Source organism: Pseudomonas sp. UYEF17, from assembly GCF_040546125.1.
GTDB classification, from domain to species: Bacteria; Pseudomonadota; Gammaproteobacteria; order Pseudomonadales; family Pseudomonadaceae; genus Aquipseudomonas; species Aquipseudomonas putida_Z.
The window spans coordinates 1-16597 of sequence record NZ_JBEPNE010000017.1 but is presented as its reverse complement, the minus strand read 5'-3'; the positions used below and the strand labels follow the sequence as shown (position 1 = coordinate 16597).

Annotated in this window: 21 protein-coding genes; 9 read left to right on the top strand and 12 right to left on the bottom strand. The window is 57.1% G+C overall.

Features of this window, described 5'->3' with window-relative positions; all coding sequences use genetic code 11:
• Positions 1-469 precede the first annotated feature (469 nt).
• Together ABIB24_RS21240 and ABIB24_RS21235 are read left to right on the top strand one after the other, a co-directional pair.
• Positions 470-1300, top strand: a complete 831-nt coding sequence (locus tag ABIB24_RS21240) for a hypothetical protein (protein WP_121757806.1) — start codon at positions 470-472, stop codon at positions 1298-1300.
• Between the two features lie 25 nt (positions 1301-1325).
• Positions 1326-1514 (top strand): type II toxin-antitoxin system Phd/YefM family antitoxin, encoded by a 189-nt coding sequence (locus ABIB24_RS21235; protein WP_233454234.1) that lies wholly within the window; start codon positions 1326-1328, stop codon positions 1512-1514.
• Positions 1515-1781: 267 nt separating this feature from the next.
• Here the strand turns inward: ABIB24_RS21235 and ABIB24_RS21230 are convergent, their stop codons facing one another.
• The 3 genes from ABIB24_RS21230 to ABIB24_RS21220 are packed head-to-tail and all read right to left on the bottom strand — an operon-like array spanning position 1782 to position 2770.
• Complete coding sequence (locus tag ABIB24_RS21230) at positions 1782-1991, bottom strand: hypothetical protein (RefSeq protein ID WP_021782212.1); 210 nt, start codon at positions 1989-1991, stop codon at positions 1782-1784.
• Entirely contained in the window at positions 1988-2377 is a 390-nt protein-coding gene (locus ABIB24_RS21225; protein WP_121757807.1) for a hypothetical protein, read from the bottom strand. The genes ABIB24_RS21230 and ABIB24_RS21225 overlap by 4 nt, the downstream gene beginning before the upstream one ends.
• Before the next feature lie 27 nt (positions 2378-2404).
• Positions 2405-2770 (bottom strand): hypothetical protein, encoded by a 366-nt coding sequence (locus ABIB24_RS21220; protein WP_121757808.1) that lies wholly within the window; start codon positions 2768-2770, stop codon positions 2405-2407.
• A 17-nt stretch (positions 2771-2787) separates the two neighbouring features.
• Between ABIB24_RS21220 and ABIB24_RS21215 the strand changes: the two genes are divergently transcribed.
• On the top strand, positions 2788-3237 hold the full coding sequence (locus ABIB24_RS21215; RefSeq protein ID WP_121757882.1) for a 3'-5' exoribonuclease: 450 nt from the start codon (positions 2788-2790) through the stop codon (positions 3235-3237).
• Here ABIB24_RS21215 and ABIB24_RS21210 read toward each other — a convergent pair.
• On the bottom strand, positions 3227-3529 hold the full coding sequence (locus ABIB24_RS21210) for a nucleotidyltransferase family protein (protein WP_121757809.1): 303 nt from the start codon (positions 3527-3529) through the stop codon (positions 3227-3229). The two genes, ABIB24_RS21215 and ABIB24_RS21210, sit on opposite strands and share 11 nt — an antisense overlap.
• Positions 3530-3755: 226 nt before the next feature.
• On the opposite strand from ABIB24_RS21210, the gene ABIB24_RS21205 reads away from it, so the two are divergent.
• A complete protein-coding gene (locus ABIB24_RS21205; RefSeq protein ID WP_162998289.1) occupies positions 3756-5222 on the top strand; it encodes a Shedu immune nuclease family protein in 1467 nt (488 codons plus the stop codon).
• Positions 5223-5377: 155 nt separating this feature from the next.
• Here the strand turns inward: ABIB24_RS21205 and ABIB24_RS21200 are convergent, their stop codons facing one another.
• A complete protein-coding gene (locus ABIB24_RS21200) occupies positions 5378-5587 on the bottom strand; it encodes a hypothetical protein (RefSeq protein ID WP_121757811.1) in 210 nt (69 codons plus the stop codon).
• 321 nt (positions 5588-5908) lie between these two features.
• Between ABIB24_RS21200 and ABIB24_RS21195 the strand changes: the two genes are divergently transcribed.
• From ABIB24_RS21195 to ABIB24_RS21185, 3 genes are all read left to right on the top strand, one after another.
• Positions 5909-6520, top strand: a complete 612-nt coding sequence (locus tag ABIB24_RS21195; protein ID WP_121757812.1) for a histidine phosphatase family protein — start codon at positions 5909-5911, stop codon at positions 6518-6520.
• A 126-nt stretch (positions 6521-6646) separates the two neighbouring features.
• The gene (locus ABIB24_RS21190) at positions 6647-6916 is read left to right on the top strand and encodes a hypothetical protein (RefSeq protein WP_121757813.1); all 270 of its coding nucleotides are present in this window, start codon (positions 6647-6649) and stop codon (positions 6914-6916) included.
• Positions 6917-6922: 6 nt separating this feature from the next.
• Entirely contained in the window at positions 6923-7348 is a 426-nt protein-coding gene (locus tag ABIB24_RS21185; RefSeq protein WP_121757814.1) for a hypothetical protein, read from the top strand.
• On the opposite strand, the gene umuC is transcribed toward ABIB24_RS21185, so the two are convergent.
• Positions 7336-8616 carry a translesion error-prone DNA polymerase V subunit UmuC gene (gene umuC, locus ABIB24_RS21180; protein ID WP_121757815.1) on the bottom strand — a complete coding sequence of 427 codons (1281 nt, stop codon included), beginning with the start codon at positions 8614-8616 and terminating at the stop codon, positions 7336-7338. The genes ABIB24_RS21185 and umuC overlap by 13 nt on opposite strands.
• Positions 8603-9031, bottom strand: coding sequence for a LexA family protein (locus ABIB24_RS21175; RefSeq protein ID WP_033726365.1), 429 nt, complete (start codon positions 9029-9031; stop codon positions 8603-8605). The genes umuC and ABIB24_RS21175 overlap by 14 nt, the downstream gene beginning before the upstream one ends.
• Positions 9032-9366: 335 nt before the next feature.
• Here ABIB24_RS21175 and ABIB24_RS21170 point away from each other — a divergent pair, with 335 nt between their 5' ends.
• Positions 9367-9792, top strand: coding sequence for a response regulator (locus ABIB24_RS21170; RefSeq protein WP_039612647.1), 426 nt, complete (start codon positions 9367-9369; stop codon positions 9790-9792).
• 159 nt (positions 9793-9951) lie between these two features.
• Here ABIB24_RS21170 and ABIB24_RS21165 read toward each other — a convergent pair whose 3' ends face one another.
• Positions 9952-11499, bottom strand: a complete 1548-nt coding sequence (locus ABIB24_RS21165) for a sensor histidine kinase (protein ID WP_197864689.1) — start codon at positions 11497-11499, stop codon at positions 9952-9954.
• 182 nt (positions 11500-11681) lie between these two features.
• Here ABIB24_RS21165 and ABIB24_RS21160 point away from each other — a divergent pair, with 182 nt between their 5' ends.
• Positions 11682-12059 carry a response regulator gene (locus ABIB24_RS21160; protein ID WP_004573965.1) on the top strand — a complete coding sequence of 126 codons (378 nt, stop codon included), beginning with the start codon at positions 11682-11684 and terminating at the stop codon, positions 12057-12059.
• 32 nt (positions 12060-12091) lie between these two features.
• On the opposite strand, the gene ABIB24_RS21155 is transcribed toward ABIB24_RS21160, so the two are convergent.
• The 4 genes from ABIB24_RS21155 to ligD form a co-directional block, all read right to left on the bottom strand.
• Positions 12092-12502: a response regulator gene (locus ABIB24_RS21155; protein WP_004573964.1), complete on the bottom strand. Its 411-nt coding sequence runs from the start codon at positions 12500-12502 to the stop codon at positions 12092-12094.
• Positions 12503-12585: 83 nt separating this feature from the next.
• Positions 12586-13020, bottom strand: coding sequence for an HhH-GDP family DNA glycosylase (locus ABIB24_RS21150; protein ID WP_121757817.1), 435 nt, complete (start codon positions 13018-13020; stop codon positions 12586-12588).
• A complete protein-coding gene (locus ABIB24_RS21145; protein ID WP_004573960.1) occupies positions 13017-13241 on the bottom strand; it encodes a DUF2188 domain-containing protein in 225 nt (74 codons plus the stop codon). The genes ABIB24_RS21150 and ABIB24_RS21145 overlap by 4 nt, the downstream gene beginning before the upstream one ends.
• Positions 13242-13245: 4 nt before the next feature.
• The gene (ligD, locus tag ABIB24_RS21140; RefSeq protein WP_121757818.1) at positions 13246-16032 is read right to left on the bottom strand and encodes a DNA ligase D; all 2787 of its coding nucleotides are present in this window, start codon (positions 16030-16032) and stop codon (positions 13246-13248) included.
• Positions 16033-16597 lie beyond the last annotated feature (565 nt).

Sequence of the window (16597 nt, the reverse complement as noted above, 5' to 3'; positions counted from 1 at the left end):
ACGGGCTGGATGAAATCGAGGTCAGCCCAGTAGGTTCATGATTGGACTACCGGATGGCGATCTCCAAAGCCCTTCTGCGAAGGGTTTTGGCTTGCCCCCTCCGGGGGACGGCTCTCGTGAACCAAACCCCGGCTGCGCCCGGTTTTGGCCCTACGGGCTTCCATCCTCAAGCCTCTGGCCCTTCCTGGGCCGGCGCGCTCCGCTTGCGCTCGCTCCTGATACCCGAGCCCCCGCCAAGACCCCTCCCCGAAACCAACCTGGCGATGCCCTTCCCGCAGGATCTTGCGGAGTGAATTTGCCTGACCTATGATCAGGCCAGGCGGTGATGGTCGCCTGGCGCCTGTTTCGCGAAGCAATAGCCCATCGTAGATACACCCTTTCGTTTTACATCGGCATGTCCCTAACCAGGCGCTGCCCGGTGAACAGGCAATCGGTAACCAAAGCGTCGAATGGTTTTGGAGACTTTGCTATGTCCGATTTTTCCCCTCTCAGCATCATCAAATCGCAAGCCAAGCAGCATGCTCGTGAACACGACATGAAGCTTTCTGCTGCCCAAGAAGCGCTTGCGCGTCAGGCAGGGTTCGAGGAGTACCACGAGCTTGTTGTCGTCGCCCGGCGAAACCCCACGGATCCTCGGCTGATGCTCGCCGCCTTTGGCGTGCGTGATTTCAAGGACGCGATTGACGAGGACGATGTGTTCTCCGAGCTGGATCAAGAGCTGAATCACATGCTGTCCGGCGCGATGGACGAGACTAACGCCAGTGAGTTCACCATCGGTGAATGCGAGGTGGAGTCAGCCGCCTATGACGATGCGACTGGAGTACTCAGGTTGGGCATGTCTATCGACTGGGAAGGCAAGCAGGATCCTGACCGTGTGTACTACGGCAGGGTTTTCTTCCTCAAGGCGGATGTTGACCTGATTCGGCGGGACGGCAGGTGGTCGCTCGGGGAAGACGGTGTTTCCATCACCGGGAGCGAAACGGATGCAGACCGTGATCGCAGGACTGAATGGGAGTACATGGAGCACCAGCAGGCCGCTGAAAGCGAGGAGCACCGCCCCAGCATGAGCATGGCGCAAGCGCTGGCCAATGAGCTGAAGATATCGCTGGAGGATGCGGAGCTTCTGGCAGACGCCGAAGTAACCGCGAACACCTCGGATGGCGGGATGATCTACAGCTATTGGGTGGACGTTGAGCCGTATGCCGAGGGAGCCCTGCGAGATGATCTGCTGGCCCGATTCGGCACCTTGGAGATCGAGCTGAACGTCAACTTCTTCGACGACATCCATCCTGAAATGTGAGTGAACTGGGGGTGGCTGGCTTCGGATGCTGGCCACCTTCAACTCCGTCCTTACCTTCTTCGCCGCGGGAGGCATCAACATGCAGGTGATCAGCGCAACGCAGGCAAGGCGGCGTTTCCGGAGAATCATGAAGCTCCTGCAGCAGGGGCACTCGTTCGTGATCACCAAGAACGGTAAGCCGGCCTGCAAGCTAGTGCCGCCCGAAGCGCCGTGACATGCGCACGGTGCGGGGGAAAATCCGCAAATAAATCCGAAAAAACCAGGAGACTTCCTCGCTGTAAGCCAGGCGTGGCGAGGGCTCTAGGGTTTTCTTGAATCCGCAAATTTGCTGGCTCGGCCCTGCGGGCGCAGCTGTCGTGCACCAAACCCTGGCTGCGCCCGGTTTTGGCCCTACGGGCTTCCATCCTCTCGCCTCTGGCCCTTCGGGCCGGCGCGCTCCGCTTGCAAATTTGCCAACAAACGCAAAGACCACTGCGATCCACTAATGGACTGACTGCCCAAGCGTGCCAGCCTTGTGCAACTGGTAGTCGATAACGGTTTGATACAGGTGATCAGCCTCAAGACGGAGTCTTTCGATCTCCTCGGCTGGTCGCCCTTCATCCACAGCCTTTTGATGGGCACGGACGGCTTGGAGAGCCTGCTGCAAGAGCGGCTCGCCGGCCTCTGCCATGCCCAGGATAGTTCTCTTCATCGCGACCTCTTACTGCGATGGGCGCTCAGGTGCTCAAGCTCCTGGTGCCACACGGCCACGAACTTCTCGAAGTCGCGCAGATAGGCCCCCTCTGCCAGGCGGGTAGACCCAACACTCGCCGCTTGGAAACGCTGCAGCCATGGCTCGGGGATGCTGTCCTCGACGACCAGCTGAACGCCGTTGTGGAGCTTCGTGGTGACGACATCCACGAGCTCCTGGGCCGAGAGCTGATCACCGCTCACGACGCCCTGCAGGCCCTGTTCAACCTCGTCGAGTTCAGTCAGCGCCTTTTCAGCACGAGCGTCCCCAGGCTGTAGATCGGCAAGTGCCCACAGCGCTCTGCGCCTCGCGATCTCCAGGCTCCGCAGCCGATAATCAATCGTCACGACATTTCTCCCTGCTGCAGATGGACGTCACAGGCCAAGTTCGACTTCTAACTGCGATCCCCGCAAGGTACGGGTGAGCTCGCCTCTCGGCAGTCTTGCCAGGATCCCATCGGCGAGGTCATTGGCGTGCCGGGCGTACAACGTGACAACACCTGGTACAGGCACGCGATCCGGAACGAGGGCCCCGACTCGCACCTGGGCAATTTTCAGTATATTCACGACATCTGCGGGCAGCGTGTCGGTCGACAGGTGCTCGACGGTCGGCCTTGTGGGAGGGCTCGCTCCGTCCCACAGATCTACAATCGTTTCCAACAGCTTTTCGGGGCCGAAATACGCCAAGGCGATTTCCCACAGGCAGCCTTCCTGTGACAATTTCAGGCGGGCCCTAGTCATTGCAGAGGTTCCAACAGATGAGGCTCTTTCTCGATTGTGAGTTCACTCAGCTCACCGCGCAGGCAAAGCTGATCTCCCTGGCTCTGGTTGGCCAGGATCGCCGGGAATTCTACGTGGAAGTGATCGACGCGTGGCGAGAAGAAGACTGCAGTGATTTCGTGAAAGAGATCGTACTGCCGCAGTTGTGGGATGGTGAGTACGCCATGCCAATCATCGAGGCCAGAGCGGCGCTCCTGCGGTTCCTGGCAACCTACGACGAACAGCTCGAAATTGTCACTGACGCACCTGACTACGACTGGGAGCTGTTCTGCGAGCTCGCCTATGACGATGGGAAATGGCCCCAGAACGTCAGGAATTTCCCCACCGATGCCACGACCCTGACCACGACGAACGATGGGGAAGAACTGCCTCACCATGCCCTGCTCGACGCCAGGATCATCGCAAGCATGTTCACAGCTACAGCGTAACCATCTCACGCTCAATGGATTGCCTGAGGTGCTCGGGCATGTTGTTGCAGACGTGGAAGTCGACTGGCACCCCCACCATGGCCTGGAGCTCATCCTCGAGCTCGGCGATGTCGAACAAGGAAATTTTGCCGGCCATTGCTGGAGGTATGGTGGCAAGCAGGTCGAGGTCACTCCCTTCGTGATCATCGCCTCGAGCGGCAGAGCCGAAGAGTTTGGGCTCAATAAAGCCATAGGCCTCGATTAGGTGCCGGATGTCCCCTTCCTTGCCTCGTATCGCGTCAATGGGCCTCATACCTTTTTCCTTGAAACAAGGTCTTTCTGGTTGAGTGAACAGACCGATTCGCCTTGGCAGATGCTCACCGATGGCCCCGGCGTATCGGCATTTTGATGCTCGTCTTTCCGGAGCTCAAACTGCTCGTTAGACTCGGTATCACGCGTTCGACGACCAGGCGACACCGACCACTTTTTTGATCAGGGACGATACCACTATGCCTTCCATGCGCCCCTCGCAGTACGCCATGCAACAGCGTACCGACGATGACCCTTTCCTCCTGTTTGAACGTGAAGAGTACCTCGGTGAGTTCGAGGAAGATGTACCCTCCCCGCACCATGCAGACAGTGGGTTTGAGCCTGAAGATGACATTGAGGACTATGGAATTTCACGTGTGTTCTACAGCGATGTGCCGCTGCCGAACGACTCGCCGGATTGGCACCTGATACTGGAAGTGACTTCGGAAGATCTGACGATCTACCCCATCTACGCCCGGTCGGGCCATGCGAGATACGGCAAGCCAAAATACGACAGCATCAAGTCGATCAGGATAACTCGTTCGGTCTACCGGCCATACACCCATCCTGGCAACGAATACGATCTCGAATTGTTGCTGGGCTCGCTCCCTGAAGGTTTCGCGAAAGACTGGCGGCACGGTCTGGGGTTGCTCTACGAGTACCGCTTCATCGTTCAGGCAGTGGCCAGCATTCAAGGGGTGGAAATCATCATGCTGCACGGCCAGGATGGCCGAAACGACACCGTGGTGGAGGGAGAAACCTATCTCCTGGGGGTTGAGCAGTTCCAGCGTTTGAGGAAGCATCTGGATCGCCTGACGCAGCGTCATCAACGTGAGACTGCGGAAGACAAAAGGTTGGTCTGCTATGCCGGCCTGCTACACAAAGCTTCACCTGAGAATTACCCAGCAAGAGCAAGGCGACTTCCTCCTGACTTCCTTGCCAACCTTGTGGCTCTGGGATCCGGGCCAACTCGCCTTTCCCTGAAGGATCAAAAGCAGGCGGCGGCTCTTGCTCAGCAGAGCGTGCCGGCGCTCGCAAAAACTGCCCGACGTACTCTGTACAACCTCAAATCGGAAATCGAGCTCGTCACCCTCGGGCAACTCATCGCAGCGTACCGAAGCATGCTGGACGGCAACGCCAACGAGAACAGGTGGCAGCGTTTCCTCAGTGAAAACTCGTTCGTTCTGGATATGGCGTTCGGGTATCCCGTGAAGTTGATTGCAGAACAACCCTATGTCGGTGGCAAGGACATCAATGGGCAAGGAGGCCAGTATTCCGACTTCGTGATGGCGGCAAAGGCCACTGGGAATCTTGCTCTGATCGAAATCAAACACCCTCAGCACGAGCTACTGGGGAAACCCTACCGCAAGACCTACGTCCCCTCTTATGAACTCAGTGGATCCGTGGCTCAGGTGATCAGCCAGCGGAGCGTTCTACAGAAGAACATCCTTGGGCTGACCGAAGATCTCGATGAGCGCGTCCACGCACATGCTGTGGCGGCCATCGTCATCATCGGGCGCAATCCAACAAAGGTCGTTGAGCAGCGTGCCTTTGAGCAGTACCGCAACAGCTTGAAGGATGTCCTGGTGATCACTTTCGATGAAATGCTGGAACGGCTCGAAGCCATTCACAAAGCCTTGGCACCGAAGCCCCCAGTTGTCCTTGAGCCCATTAGCGACGAAGACCTGCCCTTCTAGACTGCCGTACCGCGAGCACAATGAAGTCGCCTTCAGCGTTCGCCGAAAGGCTGGGCTTCAGCCCACGAGACAAAGGCCGTCACTGGATCGGTACGGTTGATGCGGTACAGGAAGCGTTAAGTCGCTGATAGACGGGGCGCGCTCGGCCCAGCGGCTCAATGGCCGTTATCAGCGGGCATGCCAAAGGCCCGGAGTTGGTAATCCGTGACGGCTTGGAAGCTATGCTCCGCCAGAAGCCTCAGTCGCTCCAGCTCAGCCCCCGCGACTCCGTCAGCCTGAGCTTGGTGATACACCTTCAGCGCCTCAACGGCCTGGCTGTACAGAGGGTCATCAGGCAACAACACCTTGCTGAGGTCTTTCTTCATCACCCTCTCCGCTTTGTCTGACCTACCCCTTTGCGATTGGGTTGCAGTTAGCGAGCTCGGTCAGATAAGCCTGATGATCCCGGACAACCGTGTCCAACGTCTCCTGGTTTAGGAACGGTGGGCGTGGACGGGCCATCTTGCGTTCGTAGGAGCTCGGGGGAGTCTTCTTCGGCTCATGGAAAATTTGTCGAGTCACTCCAACGAATCTCAGGCAGGTCGGTTGAGGCAAGCATACATCGACATCCCTTCACCATGGCTATCCCGCACTGTTCCGTGCCAGCATTACTCGACCTAGGAAGCGTCATCAGAGAAAGATAGTCGATGAAGAATGTGAGGCTCATACGACATGGCGAGAGCGCCGCGAACGCAGGCCAGCCTACCAGGGATCACGCGAGTATTCCCCTCACCGCAAAAGGGCTGGAGCAAGCCCATATGGTCGCTAGGTCATTCACCAGAGCCCCTGATCTCATCGTTGCTTCTCCGTTTCTTCGCGCCCAGGCAACCGCTCATGTGACGGCAGCCCTCTACCCCGCTGTTGCCTTCGAAACCTGGCCGATTCAGGAGTACACGTACTTGGCGCCGGCCCGATGCGTCGATACCACGATTTCACAGCGACGCGGCTGGGTTGAGGCCTACTGGTCAAAGGCTGATCCGACTCTCTGTGATGGAGAAGGTGCGGAGTCATTTCTTGATTTCGTGGCCAGGGCTATGCATTTCCTTGACCGACTCGCAGAGCAACCGGCCAATGACATCGCGGCGTTCGCGCATGGTCAGTTCATCAACACAGTGGTTTGGCTACTCGAGCGTAAGCATAGGGAAATCGATGGCGGAGCAATGCGTGATTGGCGGGAATATGAGATCGCCAACCACGTGGAAAACGGCCAGGGATATTCCATCTACAGATGCTCAGGCCAATGGAGAATCGGTCAGTGAGGAAGCGGGTGACCTCCCCAAAACCGTAGCCCAAAAAATTAAATCGGATTACCTGCTCGAAGGTGGATGGTTGATCGGATGACACTGGACTGGCGATCCCAATCAACAGAAACGCAGAGGTTATCCATGATCAAGAAGACCGTTTCCTTCGCCTGGACAGCTGGTGGTGACTCCTACCACTTGCAGCAGGCTCGTAAGAAGTTCTCGGAGCCCGAGTACCTGAACGCTCTGGCCCAGGCTATCCAGGACGTGAAACCCGGCACCTGCTTCCGTGACGCTATGCGCCAAGCCATCACGGTGGATGAGTACACTGTCGGCGTGCTCGGCGGCCAGGAACTGGGCAAACGCACTCGGGCAATCCTCGAAGACCAACCTGCCGCCGCTCCTGCCCGGTAATCAGATATGGGAAAGATGATGAGTGACAAAGGACAAGAGAGGCTTGCTCAAGGGTATCTCGCTCGAAAAGATCGAGCAGTTCAAAGCATCCAAGAAATACTAGGCCTCGACAAGCAAGCGTATCAAAACTGGCTTGACAGCATGACGGCAGATGACAGCTCTACCCACGACGAGGAAGTCGGACGGTACATGGAGCTTTGCACGATCATGTATGCCCTACACCCACAATGGTCGAGCCAGCTCCTACTGGCGGCGCCAGAGGTCACGCCAGGGAAGGATCAGTCGAGTTACATTGGCCCGCTGGGAGCATTCCTCCACGGAGCCATCAGGGATGGCAAACCTCTCGCTCAGCATCTGCGTGACGCAGCTGATCAGATCTCCAAGCTGAATGACGCGAGGCGGCGTTTCCTGGTGGAACGCTACTTACAATAAACCGTCCAAAGCTCATCCATCTTGGTGGTGAAGCTCTGGCTCATCATTTCTCGCCGCATGCCCCAAGAAGGATTGATTGGCACGCTTGCCAGGCGCATGGTGCCGCGCCCCCACCGGGCATTCACGGTATCCAGGACACCCATGAGTTTTTCACTCGCCTCAGGCTGTGAGGCTGTGAAGAGGTCACCTGTGATCTCCCCACGCTGGCTCAGGTCAAGCAACAGCACCTCCGCCTTGCTGTATCGGAAACCCTCACGGTAAACACGCGCCACACCCTCTAGCGCTGCCTTGGTTAGCAGGCGAGTGTCATCGGTGGGGTACGGCAGCTCAACAAGCACCCCATTCGCGTATTTCGCCTCGTCGGGATTGAACATACCCGTGCGAATGCTTACCCGAAGGCGCTTGCAGAGCGAATTCTGGGCACGGAGCTTTTCTGCAGCCCTGGACGTGTAGGTGGCCACCGCCTCTTTGATCGGAGCCAGCTCGGTGAGGCGGGTACCGAACATACGGCTGCAGCAGATCTCCTTTTTGGGTGGGTCAGGCTCGTCCAACTCGAGGCACGTGGTGCCGGCCAGCTCCCTGGCTGTCTTCTCCACTACCACGCTGAACTGCTTTCGGAGCGACCAGGCGTCGGTATGAGCAAGCTCCCAAGCGGTGCGGATATCCATAGCCGCCAGGTGGGCGGAAAGGCGACGGCCAATGCCCCAGACGTCCCCTGCATCGCACTTCTTGAGTACCCAGTTGCGCTTTACCTCATCGCGCAGGTCGACCACACCACCGGTGTGGTTCTGCCACTTCTTCGCAGCGTGGTTTGCTAACTTTGCCAGGGTCTTCGTCGAGGCAATACCAACGCCGACCGGGATACCTGTACGTCGATAAACTTCAGCTCGGATCTGCCGCCCCAGGCGCTCGAGGTCGCCAGGCATGCCGGTGAGCTCGGCGAAGGCCTCGTCGATGCTGTACACCTCTGCTGCTGGCACCATTGACTCAATGACGGTCATTACCCGCTCGCTCATGTCGCCGTAGAGCTCGTAATTCGACGAGCACGCGACGATACCGTGCTTACGGAGCTTGTCCTTAATCTGGAAGTACGGCTCACCCATTTTGATCCAGGGCTTGGCATCCGCCGACCGAGCTATCACGCAGCCATCGTTGTTACTGAGAACGACGACTGGCTTGGTGCGAAGGTCGAGGCGAAACACACGCTCACAGCTCGCGTAGAAGCTGTTGCAGTCGATGAGGGCAAAGACCCGCTCAGGCTTTGTCATGGCTGCGCACGCTGTAGGTGACAACACCCCACACCTGGAGTTCTTCGCCTTCGAGGAGATACCGGGATGGGTAGCGCGGGTTTTCCGACTTGAGTACCACCTGGCTCCCATCCCTTGCCAGGCGTTTGCAAAGTGGCTCGCAGTTCACAGCAGCAATGACGATGTGCCCAGGCTCCGCCTCGATGGAACGATCAACGATGACCAGGTCACCTGGGTAAATGCCCGCTCCGATCATACTGTCTCCTTCAACCCGGACGAGATAGATATGCGGGGCTCGCACGTCGAGCAGCTCGTCTAGCGAGATACGTTTTTCGAGGTGATCAGCAGCTGGCGACGGGAAACCAGCCGGGACATGGAAGGAAAAGAGCGGAAGCTGTGCTCCGCTTGGTTCTAGAGGGCCAAGGATGGTGACCATGATAAAGCGCCTATACTGTATATGCGTACAGTTAAGCTTTTCGCCACGTCCGGGTCAATGGCTTCGCATTTAACCAGATGGCTGGCAACCGACGGGATAGTCCTTACGCCGCTTCACGCTTTCATGCCGCTACGTTGCATCACCACAGCGGCTCATGAGCCCCTCGATTGGAGTTCTCTGGCGGAGGCTGGTTCACCTTGAATGTGCCTAAGCGAACTGAATTTTCTGAGTAAACGCGATGTCGTAGTGATGGCGCGCTGCTACGTCTCGCTGAAATTCAGCAGATAGACCTGGATGTCTCTCCCTTCCAGCAGCCGCTCTCCCGAGTATGAGTAATGACAGAGCTGCACCCCGTCGCAAAAAAAGACCATCCTGCCGTCCTCATCGTTGAGGACGAACCCTTGATTCGAGAGCTTTTGACCCTCTATCTGGAAGATTGGGGTGCCGTTGTCACAGCGGTGGCTACCGCTGATGCCGGTAAGTTGGAGTTAATGAAACAAGACTGGGCGTTGCTGCTCACGGACGTGCAAACGCCGGGCTTGCTGAATGGAGTCGACCTCGCCTGGATCGCTAGCCAGCTCAACCCTGAGACTCGCCTCATCGTGATGAGTGGCTACTACGACTTCGTAGCCCGCGCTCTCCCTGACAATGCGCTGTTCTTGCCTAAACCTTGGCCGGTAACCAAGCTGCAGGAAATGATTTTTGACCAGCTGTCACAACCAGCAATGGCTCAACCGGGCGCGGCAGCAGACGTGGTTTAGCTCTCGAGTCCACCGTGTTCTGGCCATATTGGACATAAGGGGGGGGGGCCTACTACAGACCAATTCGCGGCCTCGGAAACCCAGGTAGGGCAAACCCGATCAACAGTCTCGTGAATCTGTCTGGGCTAGGCTATTGGAACGCATTCAATCGCCTGGTTTCTAAAGTTTGAAGCGGACGTGGATACAGCTTTTACGATCTGACCGATCCACCTCAACCGCCGCGCTGCCGTAGCCGGAATAGCTTTTGACCAAGCGCATGCCGAGGCCCGTGCCCGTCGGCTTAGGGTAATTATCAGGGAATCCATCGCCCTCATCCCTGACGGTGAGTAAGGCATGGTCGCCGGCATACTTGACGATCACCTCGATGGCGCCCTTGCCGTACTTGAGGGCATTGGTGATCAGTTCAGAAATGACCAGTCCCAAGGGCGCCATTCTTTCTGGGGGCAAGACGAAATCGTCAGCCTCCAGCACAATTTTTCGGTCGGCCAAGGCTCTGCCCAGATCCCCCAGCAGCGCATTGAGGTAGTCACGAGCGCGGAGTTCCTGGTCTTCGGCAGCGTGATACAGCCGTTCGTGAACCGTTGCAATGGTCACCACTCGGCCTGCGGCGGTTTCAAGTTGCAATTTGACCGCTGCATCAGGCGTGAGATTGGCTTGCAGCAACAGCAGGGTATTTACCAGGTGAAGGCTGTTCTTTACGCGATGGTGGATCTCTTCGAGATAGAGGTCGCTTCGGTTTTGCTTGCTATTCTGGGCCTCGATGAGCGACAGCAATTGAGCTTCATATTGATGACGCTCGGTGATATCTCGCGATACGGCAATCATTCGCTCGACCTTGCCGTCCGCTCCGAGGATCGGCGCCACCGTCACGTCCCACCATTTTGGATCATCTGCAGAGATGGGGTGATAGGCCTCGAATCGAGCGGTTTCCCCGCCGCTGACTTTTCCCATAGCCTCGCAAACAAGTGAGCGAGACTCCTCGGGCCACAAGTCTTGCCACCGCTGGCCTTTCACGTCCGCCAGCTGGGTAGCCAGGAAGAGTAGCCCCGTTTCGTTCATGAACTCTAACTCGCCACTTGAAGTCAGGATCTCGACCCAGTCAGGACTCGCGTTCAGAAGGGTTTCCGAATACGGATCGGGAAGAGGGATATCTGCTCCCGCAGATAGTCGCTCAAGGGCCATGGAAATGACGTTCGAGATACCCTCCAAAAATACGAGATCGCTCTCTACAAAATCGTCCCCGTCACTGCTATCGGCTTCGAGAACGCCGAAGGGGCTAAGTACGCCCCGGATCGGGACGTTGATAGCCCGTTCGATTCCGTATTTCTTCAGCAGCTCCGGTGTTCGGAACCGGTGCTCCATGCCCAGATGGTTCGAGAGCACTGGCCTGTAGGTTGCCAATGCATAGCCTGCCGGGCTTGCTTCATCGGCACCCACGGTAGCCTGACCGATGTCAGAAGCGTCCCAGCCCACACCGTGTGACAAGATGAACCCTTCCCCCTCCTCAGCCGGCTGCAGCACCTTGGCGAAGCGAGTGCTCATCCCTTCAGCGACGACTTCACAGGCATGGGTCAACAACACATCCAGGTCAGTCACTTTCAAGGACATCACGCCGAACTCCACCACCAGTTCATGTTGGCGGTGCAGGCGAATGTGGGTCTTCTTCAAGGCCGCTCGTATGGTTTCGTCAGCTGGCAGCTGCTGCATAGTCTTCCCTTCAGATTGACGGTAGACGCCCCGGAACCGTACCTACCGTGAAGGCGGTTCGCTTGTCGCCTTCCTACGATAGCCGCTAATCCCAAGCGACGCTTGGTGCACCACTCATCGCTTCGGAGCAACGTCGTATGGCCGGGAGGCCCTAACGCATACCAGAGGCGAGCTAACGACGCATGACCAAAACCATTTTGATCGTAGAAGACGACGAACTACTCAGAGATCTCACCGCAGAGAGTCTCTCGTCACTTTACGCGGTAACCATTACGTCCACGGCAAATGCTGACGAGGCGCTTCACCACCTTTCGCATGAAGAAACCCCTGCATTGGTAATGAGCGATATCCACATGCCTGGCAGCATGGACGGATTAGGTCTGGCGCACGTTATTTGGCGCAGGTGGCCTACCCTACCCGTTATTTTGACGTCAGGACATGCAATCATCGATACCCATTCACTCCCGGTGAGGTCGGCATTCCTGCCCAAGCCGTGGGGGATTACCGATCTGGCCTCGCTGATCAACAAGCTCGTAACCCTGCCCGCCATCGAGGCTTAAGCAAACCATGGGGGGCGCAGATGCCTAATCACTCACTCGCCTGTATCTACGGAAGCAGCGCTGAGTGCCTTACATATTGCGTCGGCTAGCTGATCAATCGACCATGGCTTGAACAGGTAGATCACAGGGGGGGTCACCTGCGACGCGTCCAGTTGATAGCCCGAGGTCAGAATCGCGGGCAGTCCCGGCCACCTCTCATGGGCCATGGAGATGAATTCCATTCCCTGAATGCTCCCAGGCACACCGTGATCCACAACGATCAGCGAGCATTCATCTTTAAGGCCCAACATGTTGATCAAGGCATCTTCTGCGTTATCGAATGCAGCGCAGGCGGCGCCCAATTCGCTAAGAATTTCCACCAGCAAGGTTCGAAGCGTCGGATCGTCTTCTATGACGATCACTGTCTTCCCTGACAGCGACAAACCCTCGATGTCGAGCCTCATCACCCACTCCTGTCCATAATCCAATCACTGAGTGTTTCACTCATGTATCCGCACGTCGATGGGGGCTATAGGCCACCCTCTGCTCAGAAGCCTACCAAAGTCGTCAAATGGGCCCGACCTTCGCGCAGGAATATCTCTACCGTCTTAGGGCCTATACCCTCAAACTCCATTAGCCAGCGTTTAAAACCCTCAATGCCTGTGGCTCCTTGCAGTGCCTCAAGTTGGGCAGCCAGTTCCACCTCAACCTTGTTGCCAAGGGCATGTAACCGTCGGGCGGTGGATTCATCGTATCGTCTGTACCCGGCCTGACCGAGTAATCTGACAAGTACCGAATGAGAGATTTGGACAAGCTTCTGCGGCGTATCCAGGCCTTGCTCATGGACGAGGATTCGGTATGCCTTTACAGCCACGGTTGAGCGGATGGGCTTGCCCATGAGAAAACTGGCCAGCAACCATCTGAACAGGCCAAGGTCATCCGCGACCTCTATGCCGAGGTCACGGGCAGTTATGTCCTTCAACCTTTGCTACGACGCGGGTCATCTGAGCGGGGGTAGGTACGCTCCTCCTCGATGGTGCCGTCGGCCTTGTGGATTTTCACCGAGGCGGTTTTACCTTCGAAGAACTCAGACAATGAGCTCACCAGCTCCTGCTTGGTGGTACTGCGTTTCGAAGCCCGTTCAGCTCCAGCCTTCTTGAGCTCCCAGCCGTCTGGAGTGGGGCTGACGTGGTAGTTGTCCATCGTTCTACTCCTTCTGTTTCATGCCGATCCGCTGTCTCATCTCTGACGTGATGAGCTGCTTCGTATTGGCCAAATCCGCCCAAGGATCATCATTGCCGAGCTCATCCAGACGCTCCTGGAGGTTGGTGATGTTCCACCTCGCTGCGGACTTGAGTTCGACGACCTCCTCTCGGTAAATCGGGACAGATACAGGTAGTCCTTCGCGAGCCCTGGCCGCATAGACATTGACCGTCGTAGCGCCTTTAGCGTTTCGCAAATAGTCGATGAAGATTTTGCCGATGCGATTTTTCGGGCCGAGCACAGCCGAAAATCGATCAGGGATGAGCTTGGCGATGTACTTCACCACCGCCTGGCTGAACGACTTCACCTCTTCCCATGAAGCCTTCGGAGTAAGCGGCACCATGATGTGGATACCCTTCCCTCCGCTGGTCTTCAGGAAGGACTGCAGGCCTAGTTCATCCAGCACCACCAGGGTAAGTTGTGTGGCCTCGACCATCGCCTTCCAAGGCAAAGCAGGATCTGGGTCGAGATCGAGGACGAAGCGATCAGGCTGATCAATGCGAGCGGTTGTGCCGTTCCAGGAGTGCAGCTCAATGGTGCTCATCTGCACCGCCCCGACCAGAGCTTCGACGCTGTTGATCACCATGCCGGCTTTGCCTGCCTCAGCCTTCGGCACGGTCGTGATGTTGGGTATCGCTAGGCGATCAGCATTCTTCTGGAAGAACAGCTCACCTGTGATGCCTTCAGGCGCTCGCACGAGCGCAATGGGACGATCTTTCAGGTGCGGCAAGAGCCAAGGTGAGACCTGGGCATAGTATTCGGCCAGATCACGCTTTGTGAGGCCGCTGCTGGGATCGATGACGCGCTCGGGGTGCGTGATCCTAACCTTACTGCTTGTTGGTTTGGTCGCCTCAGCTTTGGCGGATGTCGCTTTTTTCGGCGCGGGCGCCGGCTTCTCTTCCGTGATGTCCTTAGCGGGCTTGTCAGTGCGGATGCCATGGAAGACGGCATGTCGCACAACACCATCCGAGGTGATCTCAGCGAACATGACCTCAGCTAACAGCTCAGGCTTCAACCAGTGGATACCCCTGGCGTCGACGCCCTTTGGCGGATTCACCACCGGCACCTTTTTCTGCTCCAGGGGTTGCAGCGTCTGCAAGATGGTGGCGAGGGTCGATTCGGTGAACCCAGTACCAACCTTGCCGGCGTACCGAAGCTCTCCGCTGTCCTTATCAGTCAGGGCCAGCACCAGTGCTCCAAAGCCACTGCGCGCACCTTTGGGATCGGTAAAGCCAACAATCACGAACTCCTGGCGATGCTTGCACTTGAGCTTGATCCAAGAGTCGCTGCGCCTCGATACGTAGGGGCTACCCGAGCGCTTCCCAATCAGCCCCTCCATCCTCATCTGGCAGGCGCTGTTCATGAGCGCATCGACGTCCTCGGTAAAATCGTCCGAGAATCGAAGCAAGGGATGCTCATTGCTTTCCATCACCTGTTTGAGAGCGGCTCGCCGCTGCTCCACAGGCACCAGCCGCAGGTCGGCGCCGTTGAGGTACGGAAGGTCGAACAGGTAGTAGATGATGCCCTGGCTCTTGCCCGCGTCGAACGCGTTCTGCAGCAGCTGGAAATCGGGTACGCCATCAGCGTTCGGGACGACAATCTCACCATCGAGCCAGGCGCTTTCCAAACCGAGCTGCTTGATGGCTGCGGCCTGCTTCGGTAGCTTGTCAGTCCAGTCATGTCCATTTCGTGTGAACAGGCGCACTTCGTCACCCTCGACTCGGCAGAGCATGCGATAGCCATCGAACTTGATTTCGAAGCCCCACTCACTGCCCTGCGGACTCGACTCGACGAGCGTGGCCAACTGCGGTGCTAGCTTCTCTGGGAGGTCTGCCGGTACTGCATGAGCCGTTCGGAGCGGCTCGGCTTTTTCTGGTGACTCACTCGGAGAGGAGGATTTAGGCTTGCCTCGTTTCTTGGGAATGACGGTTCGGTCGCTGAGCACGCTGTTCGGCTGCTCCGACACGACATCGTAATCAGCGAGCAGTCTGGCCGACTCGTCCTGATGTTTGATGAGAAACCACTGCTCCTGCTTGCCTTCGATGTTGGTTCGAACCAGATTCCACAGGCCTGACAGCTTCTCACCCTGCAGTTCGAACTTGAGTCGGCCTTTGCGGTAGGCCTCGTCCGGATCACCTTGAGGGATCCAGATACCGCGATCCCAGACGATCACCTCGCCGGCACCGTAGTGCCCTTTGGGAATCGTTCCTTCAAAGGTGGCGTAGTCGAGCGGATGGTCTTCGACATGCACCGACAGCCGCTTCACCTTTGGATCGAAGCATGGGCCTTTCGGTATGGCCCAGCTCTTGAGCGTGCCGTTGAGCTCGAGGCGGAAATCGTAGTGGAGCCTTGTGGCGTCGTGCTTTTGCACGCAAAACTGCAGGGCTTGTGGTTCGGAATGTTTGCTTCGCTTCGTGGCCCTGGATGAACCGGAGGGCTCAGGCGAGGCACCGAAGTCGCGCATCTGATTGTACTTTTCTAGGCCTGGAACCGTGTCAGGTTCCTCTGCCACTTGGCTCGATTGGCCGGTGAACTCTAGTATCAGTGCCTTCAGTGAAATACTACGTTTCTTAGCCTCTGCCTCCAGAATCTGCGAAATCATGGTATCTCGCAGCGCCGCCAAGGATTCACCGGCCTCCAAGGCATTTGCCTCCGTAAGCGCTTGTATCTTCTCTACCGATTCCGGATGGTCAACGCTGAAGGCCAGAAATGCCAAGGTGATGTCATCCATGGAACAGTCCTCAGGGTAGCGATGGACGCCCGTCAGTCGCCTATTTATAGGAACGATCAGAAGGTCGAGGCTAGTGACTGAATGCATATTCGATTCGCCAACCACTGCGGGGGTTCAGCCAGAGACGAAACTGCGCCTGCAACCGGGAAGATAGTACGCCCTCCAATGCCTTTATCTGTCGCATCTGAAAGGCCCTTGTGACACCGAAGCAAAGATCCTCAAGAAATCGCCTCTGCATGCCCCGTATTACGGGGCTCCACTGACGACGCTTCAGTTTTTCTCTTGAGGCCTGTAGAACAGGCCTATAAATAGCGCAGTGTGACAATTCCCCTAGGAGACGGTGGTGAAGTCGAAGAAAGTGGAAGCCATTCTCGAGCGTTCAGGCCCATGTCTCAGCACTGCATTGGCTGAGCGGCTAGTCAAGCTTTACGGCGTGAGTGCACCCAATGCCAGGCAGCTGATTCAGAGGTCTGAATCGCCCCTGGTTTCCTAGACACCTCCAAGCCTCATAATGAGGCCCAAATAGGAGGTGCCATGAGTCGTCAGCGTTACCCCGAAGAATTCA

Coding starts and splice junctions, on each gene's coding strand:
- ABIB24_RS21210 (WP_121757809.1), bottom strand. CDS start 3,529: ATGAGGCCCATTGACGCGATACGAGGCAAGGAAGGGGACATCCGGCAC.
- ABIB24_RS21185 (WP_121757814.1), top strand. CDS start 6,923: ATGGGAAAGATGATGAGTGACAAAGGACAAGAGAGGCTTGCTCAAGGG.
- ABIB24_RS21160 (WP_004573965.1), top strand. CDS start 11,682: ATGACCAAAACCATTTTGATCGTAGAAGACGACGAACTACTCAGAGAT.
- ABIB24_RS21230 (WP_021782212.1), bottom strand. CDS start 1,991: ATGAAGAGAACTATCCTGGGCATGGCAGAGGCCGGCGAGCCGCTCTTG.
- ABIB24_RS21175 (WP_033726365.1), bottom strand. CDS start 9,031: ATGGTCACCATCCTTGGCCCTCTAGAACCAAGCGGAGCACAGCTTCCG.
- ABIB24_RS21195 (WP_121757812.1), top strand. CDS start 5,909: ATGAAGAATGTGAGGCTCATACGACATGGCGAGAGCGCCGCGAACGCA.
- ABIB24_RS21165 (WP_197864689.1), bottom strand. CDS start 11,499: ATGCAGCAGCTGCCAGCTGACGAAACCATACGAGCGGCCTTGAAGAAG.
- ABIB24_RS21220 (WP_121757808.1), bottom strand. CDS start 2,770: ATGACTAGGGCCCGCCTGAAATTGTCACAGGAAGGCTGCCTGTGGGAA.
- ligD (WP_121757818.1), bottom strand. CDS start 16,032: ATGGATGACATCACCTTGGCATTTCTGGCCTTCAGCGTTGACCATCCG.
- ABIB24_RS21215 (WP_121757882.1), top strand. CDS start 2,788: ATGAGGCTCTTTCTCGATTGTGAGTTCACTCAGCTCACCGCGCAGGCA.
- ABIB24_RS21190 (WP_121757813.1), top strand. CDS start 6,647: ATGATCAAGAAGACCGTTTCCTTCGCCTGGACAGCTGGTGGTGACTCC.
- ABIB24_RS21200 (WP_121757811.1), bottom strand. CDS start 5,587: ATGAAGAAAGACCTCAGCAAGGTGTTGTTGCCTGATGACCCTCTGTAC.
- ABIB24_RS21145 (WP_004573960.1), bottom strand. CDS start 13,241: ATGGACAACTACCACGTCAGCCCCACTCCAGACGGCTGGGAGCTCAAG.
- umuC (WP_121757815.1), bottom strand. CDS start 8,616: ATGACAAAGCCTGAGCGGGTCTTTGCCCTCATCGACTGCAACAGCTTC.
- ABIB24_RS21235 (WP_233454234.1), top strand. CDS start 1,326: ATGCTGGCCACCTTCAACTCCGTCCTTACCTTCTTCGCCGCGGGAGGC.
- ABIB24_RS21155 (WP_004573964.1), bottom strand. CDS start 12,502: ATGAGGCTCGACATCGAGGGTTTGTCGCTGTCAGGGAAGACAGTGATC.
- ABIB24_RS21170 (WP_039612647.1), top strand. CDS start 9,367: ATGACAGAGCTGCACCCCGTCGCAAAAAAAGACCATCCTGCCGTCCTC.
- ABIB24_RS21205 (WP_162998289.1), top strand. CDS start 3,756: ATGCAACAGCGTACCGACGATGACCCTTTCCTCCTGTTTGAACGTGAA.
- ABIB24_RS21240 (WP_121757806.1), top strand. CDS start 470: ATGTCCGATTTTTCCCCTCTCAGCATCATCAAATCGCAAGCCAAGCAG.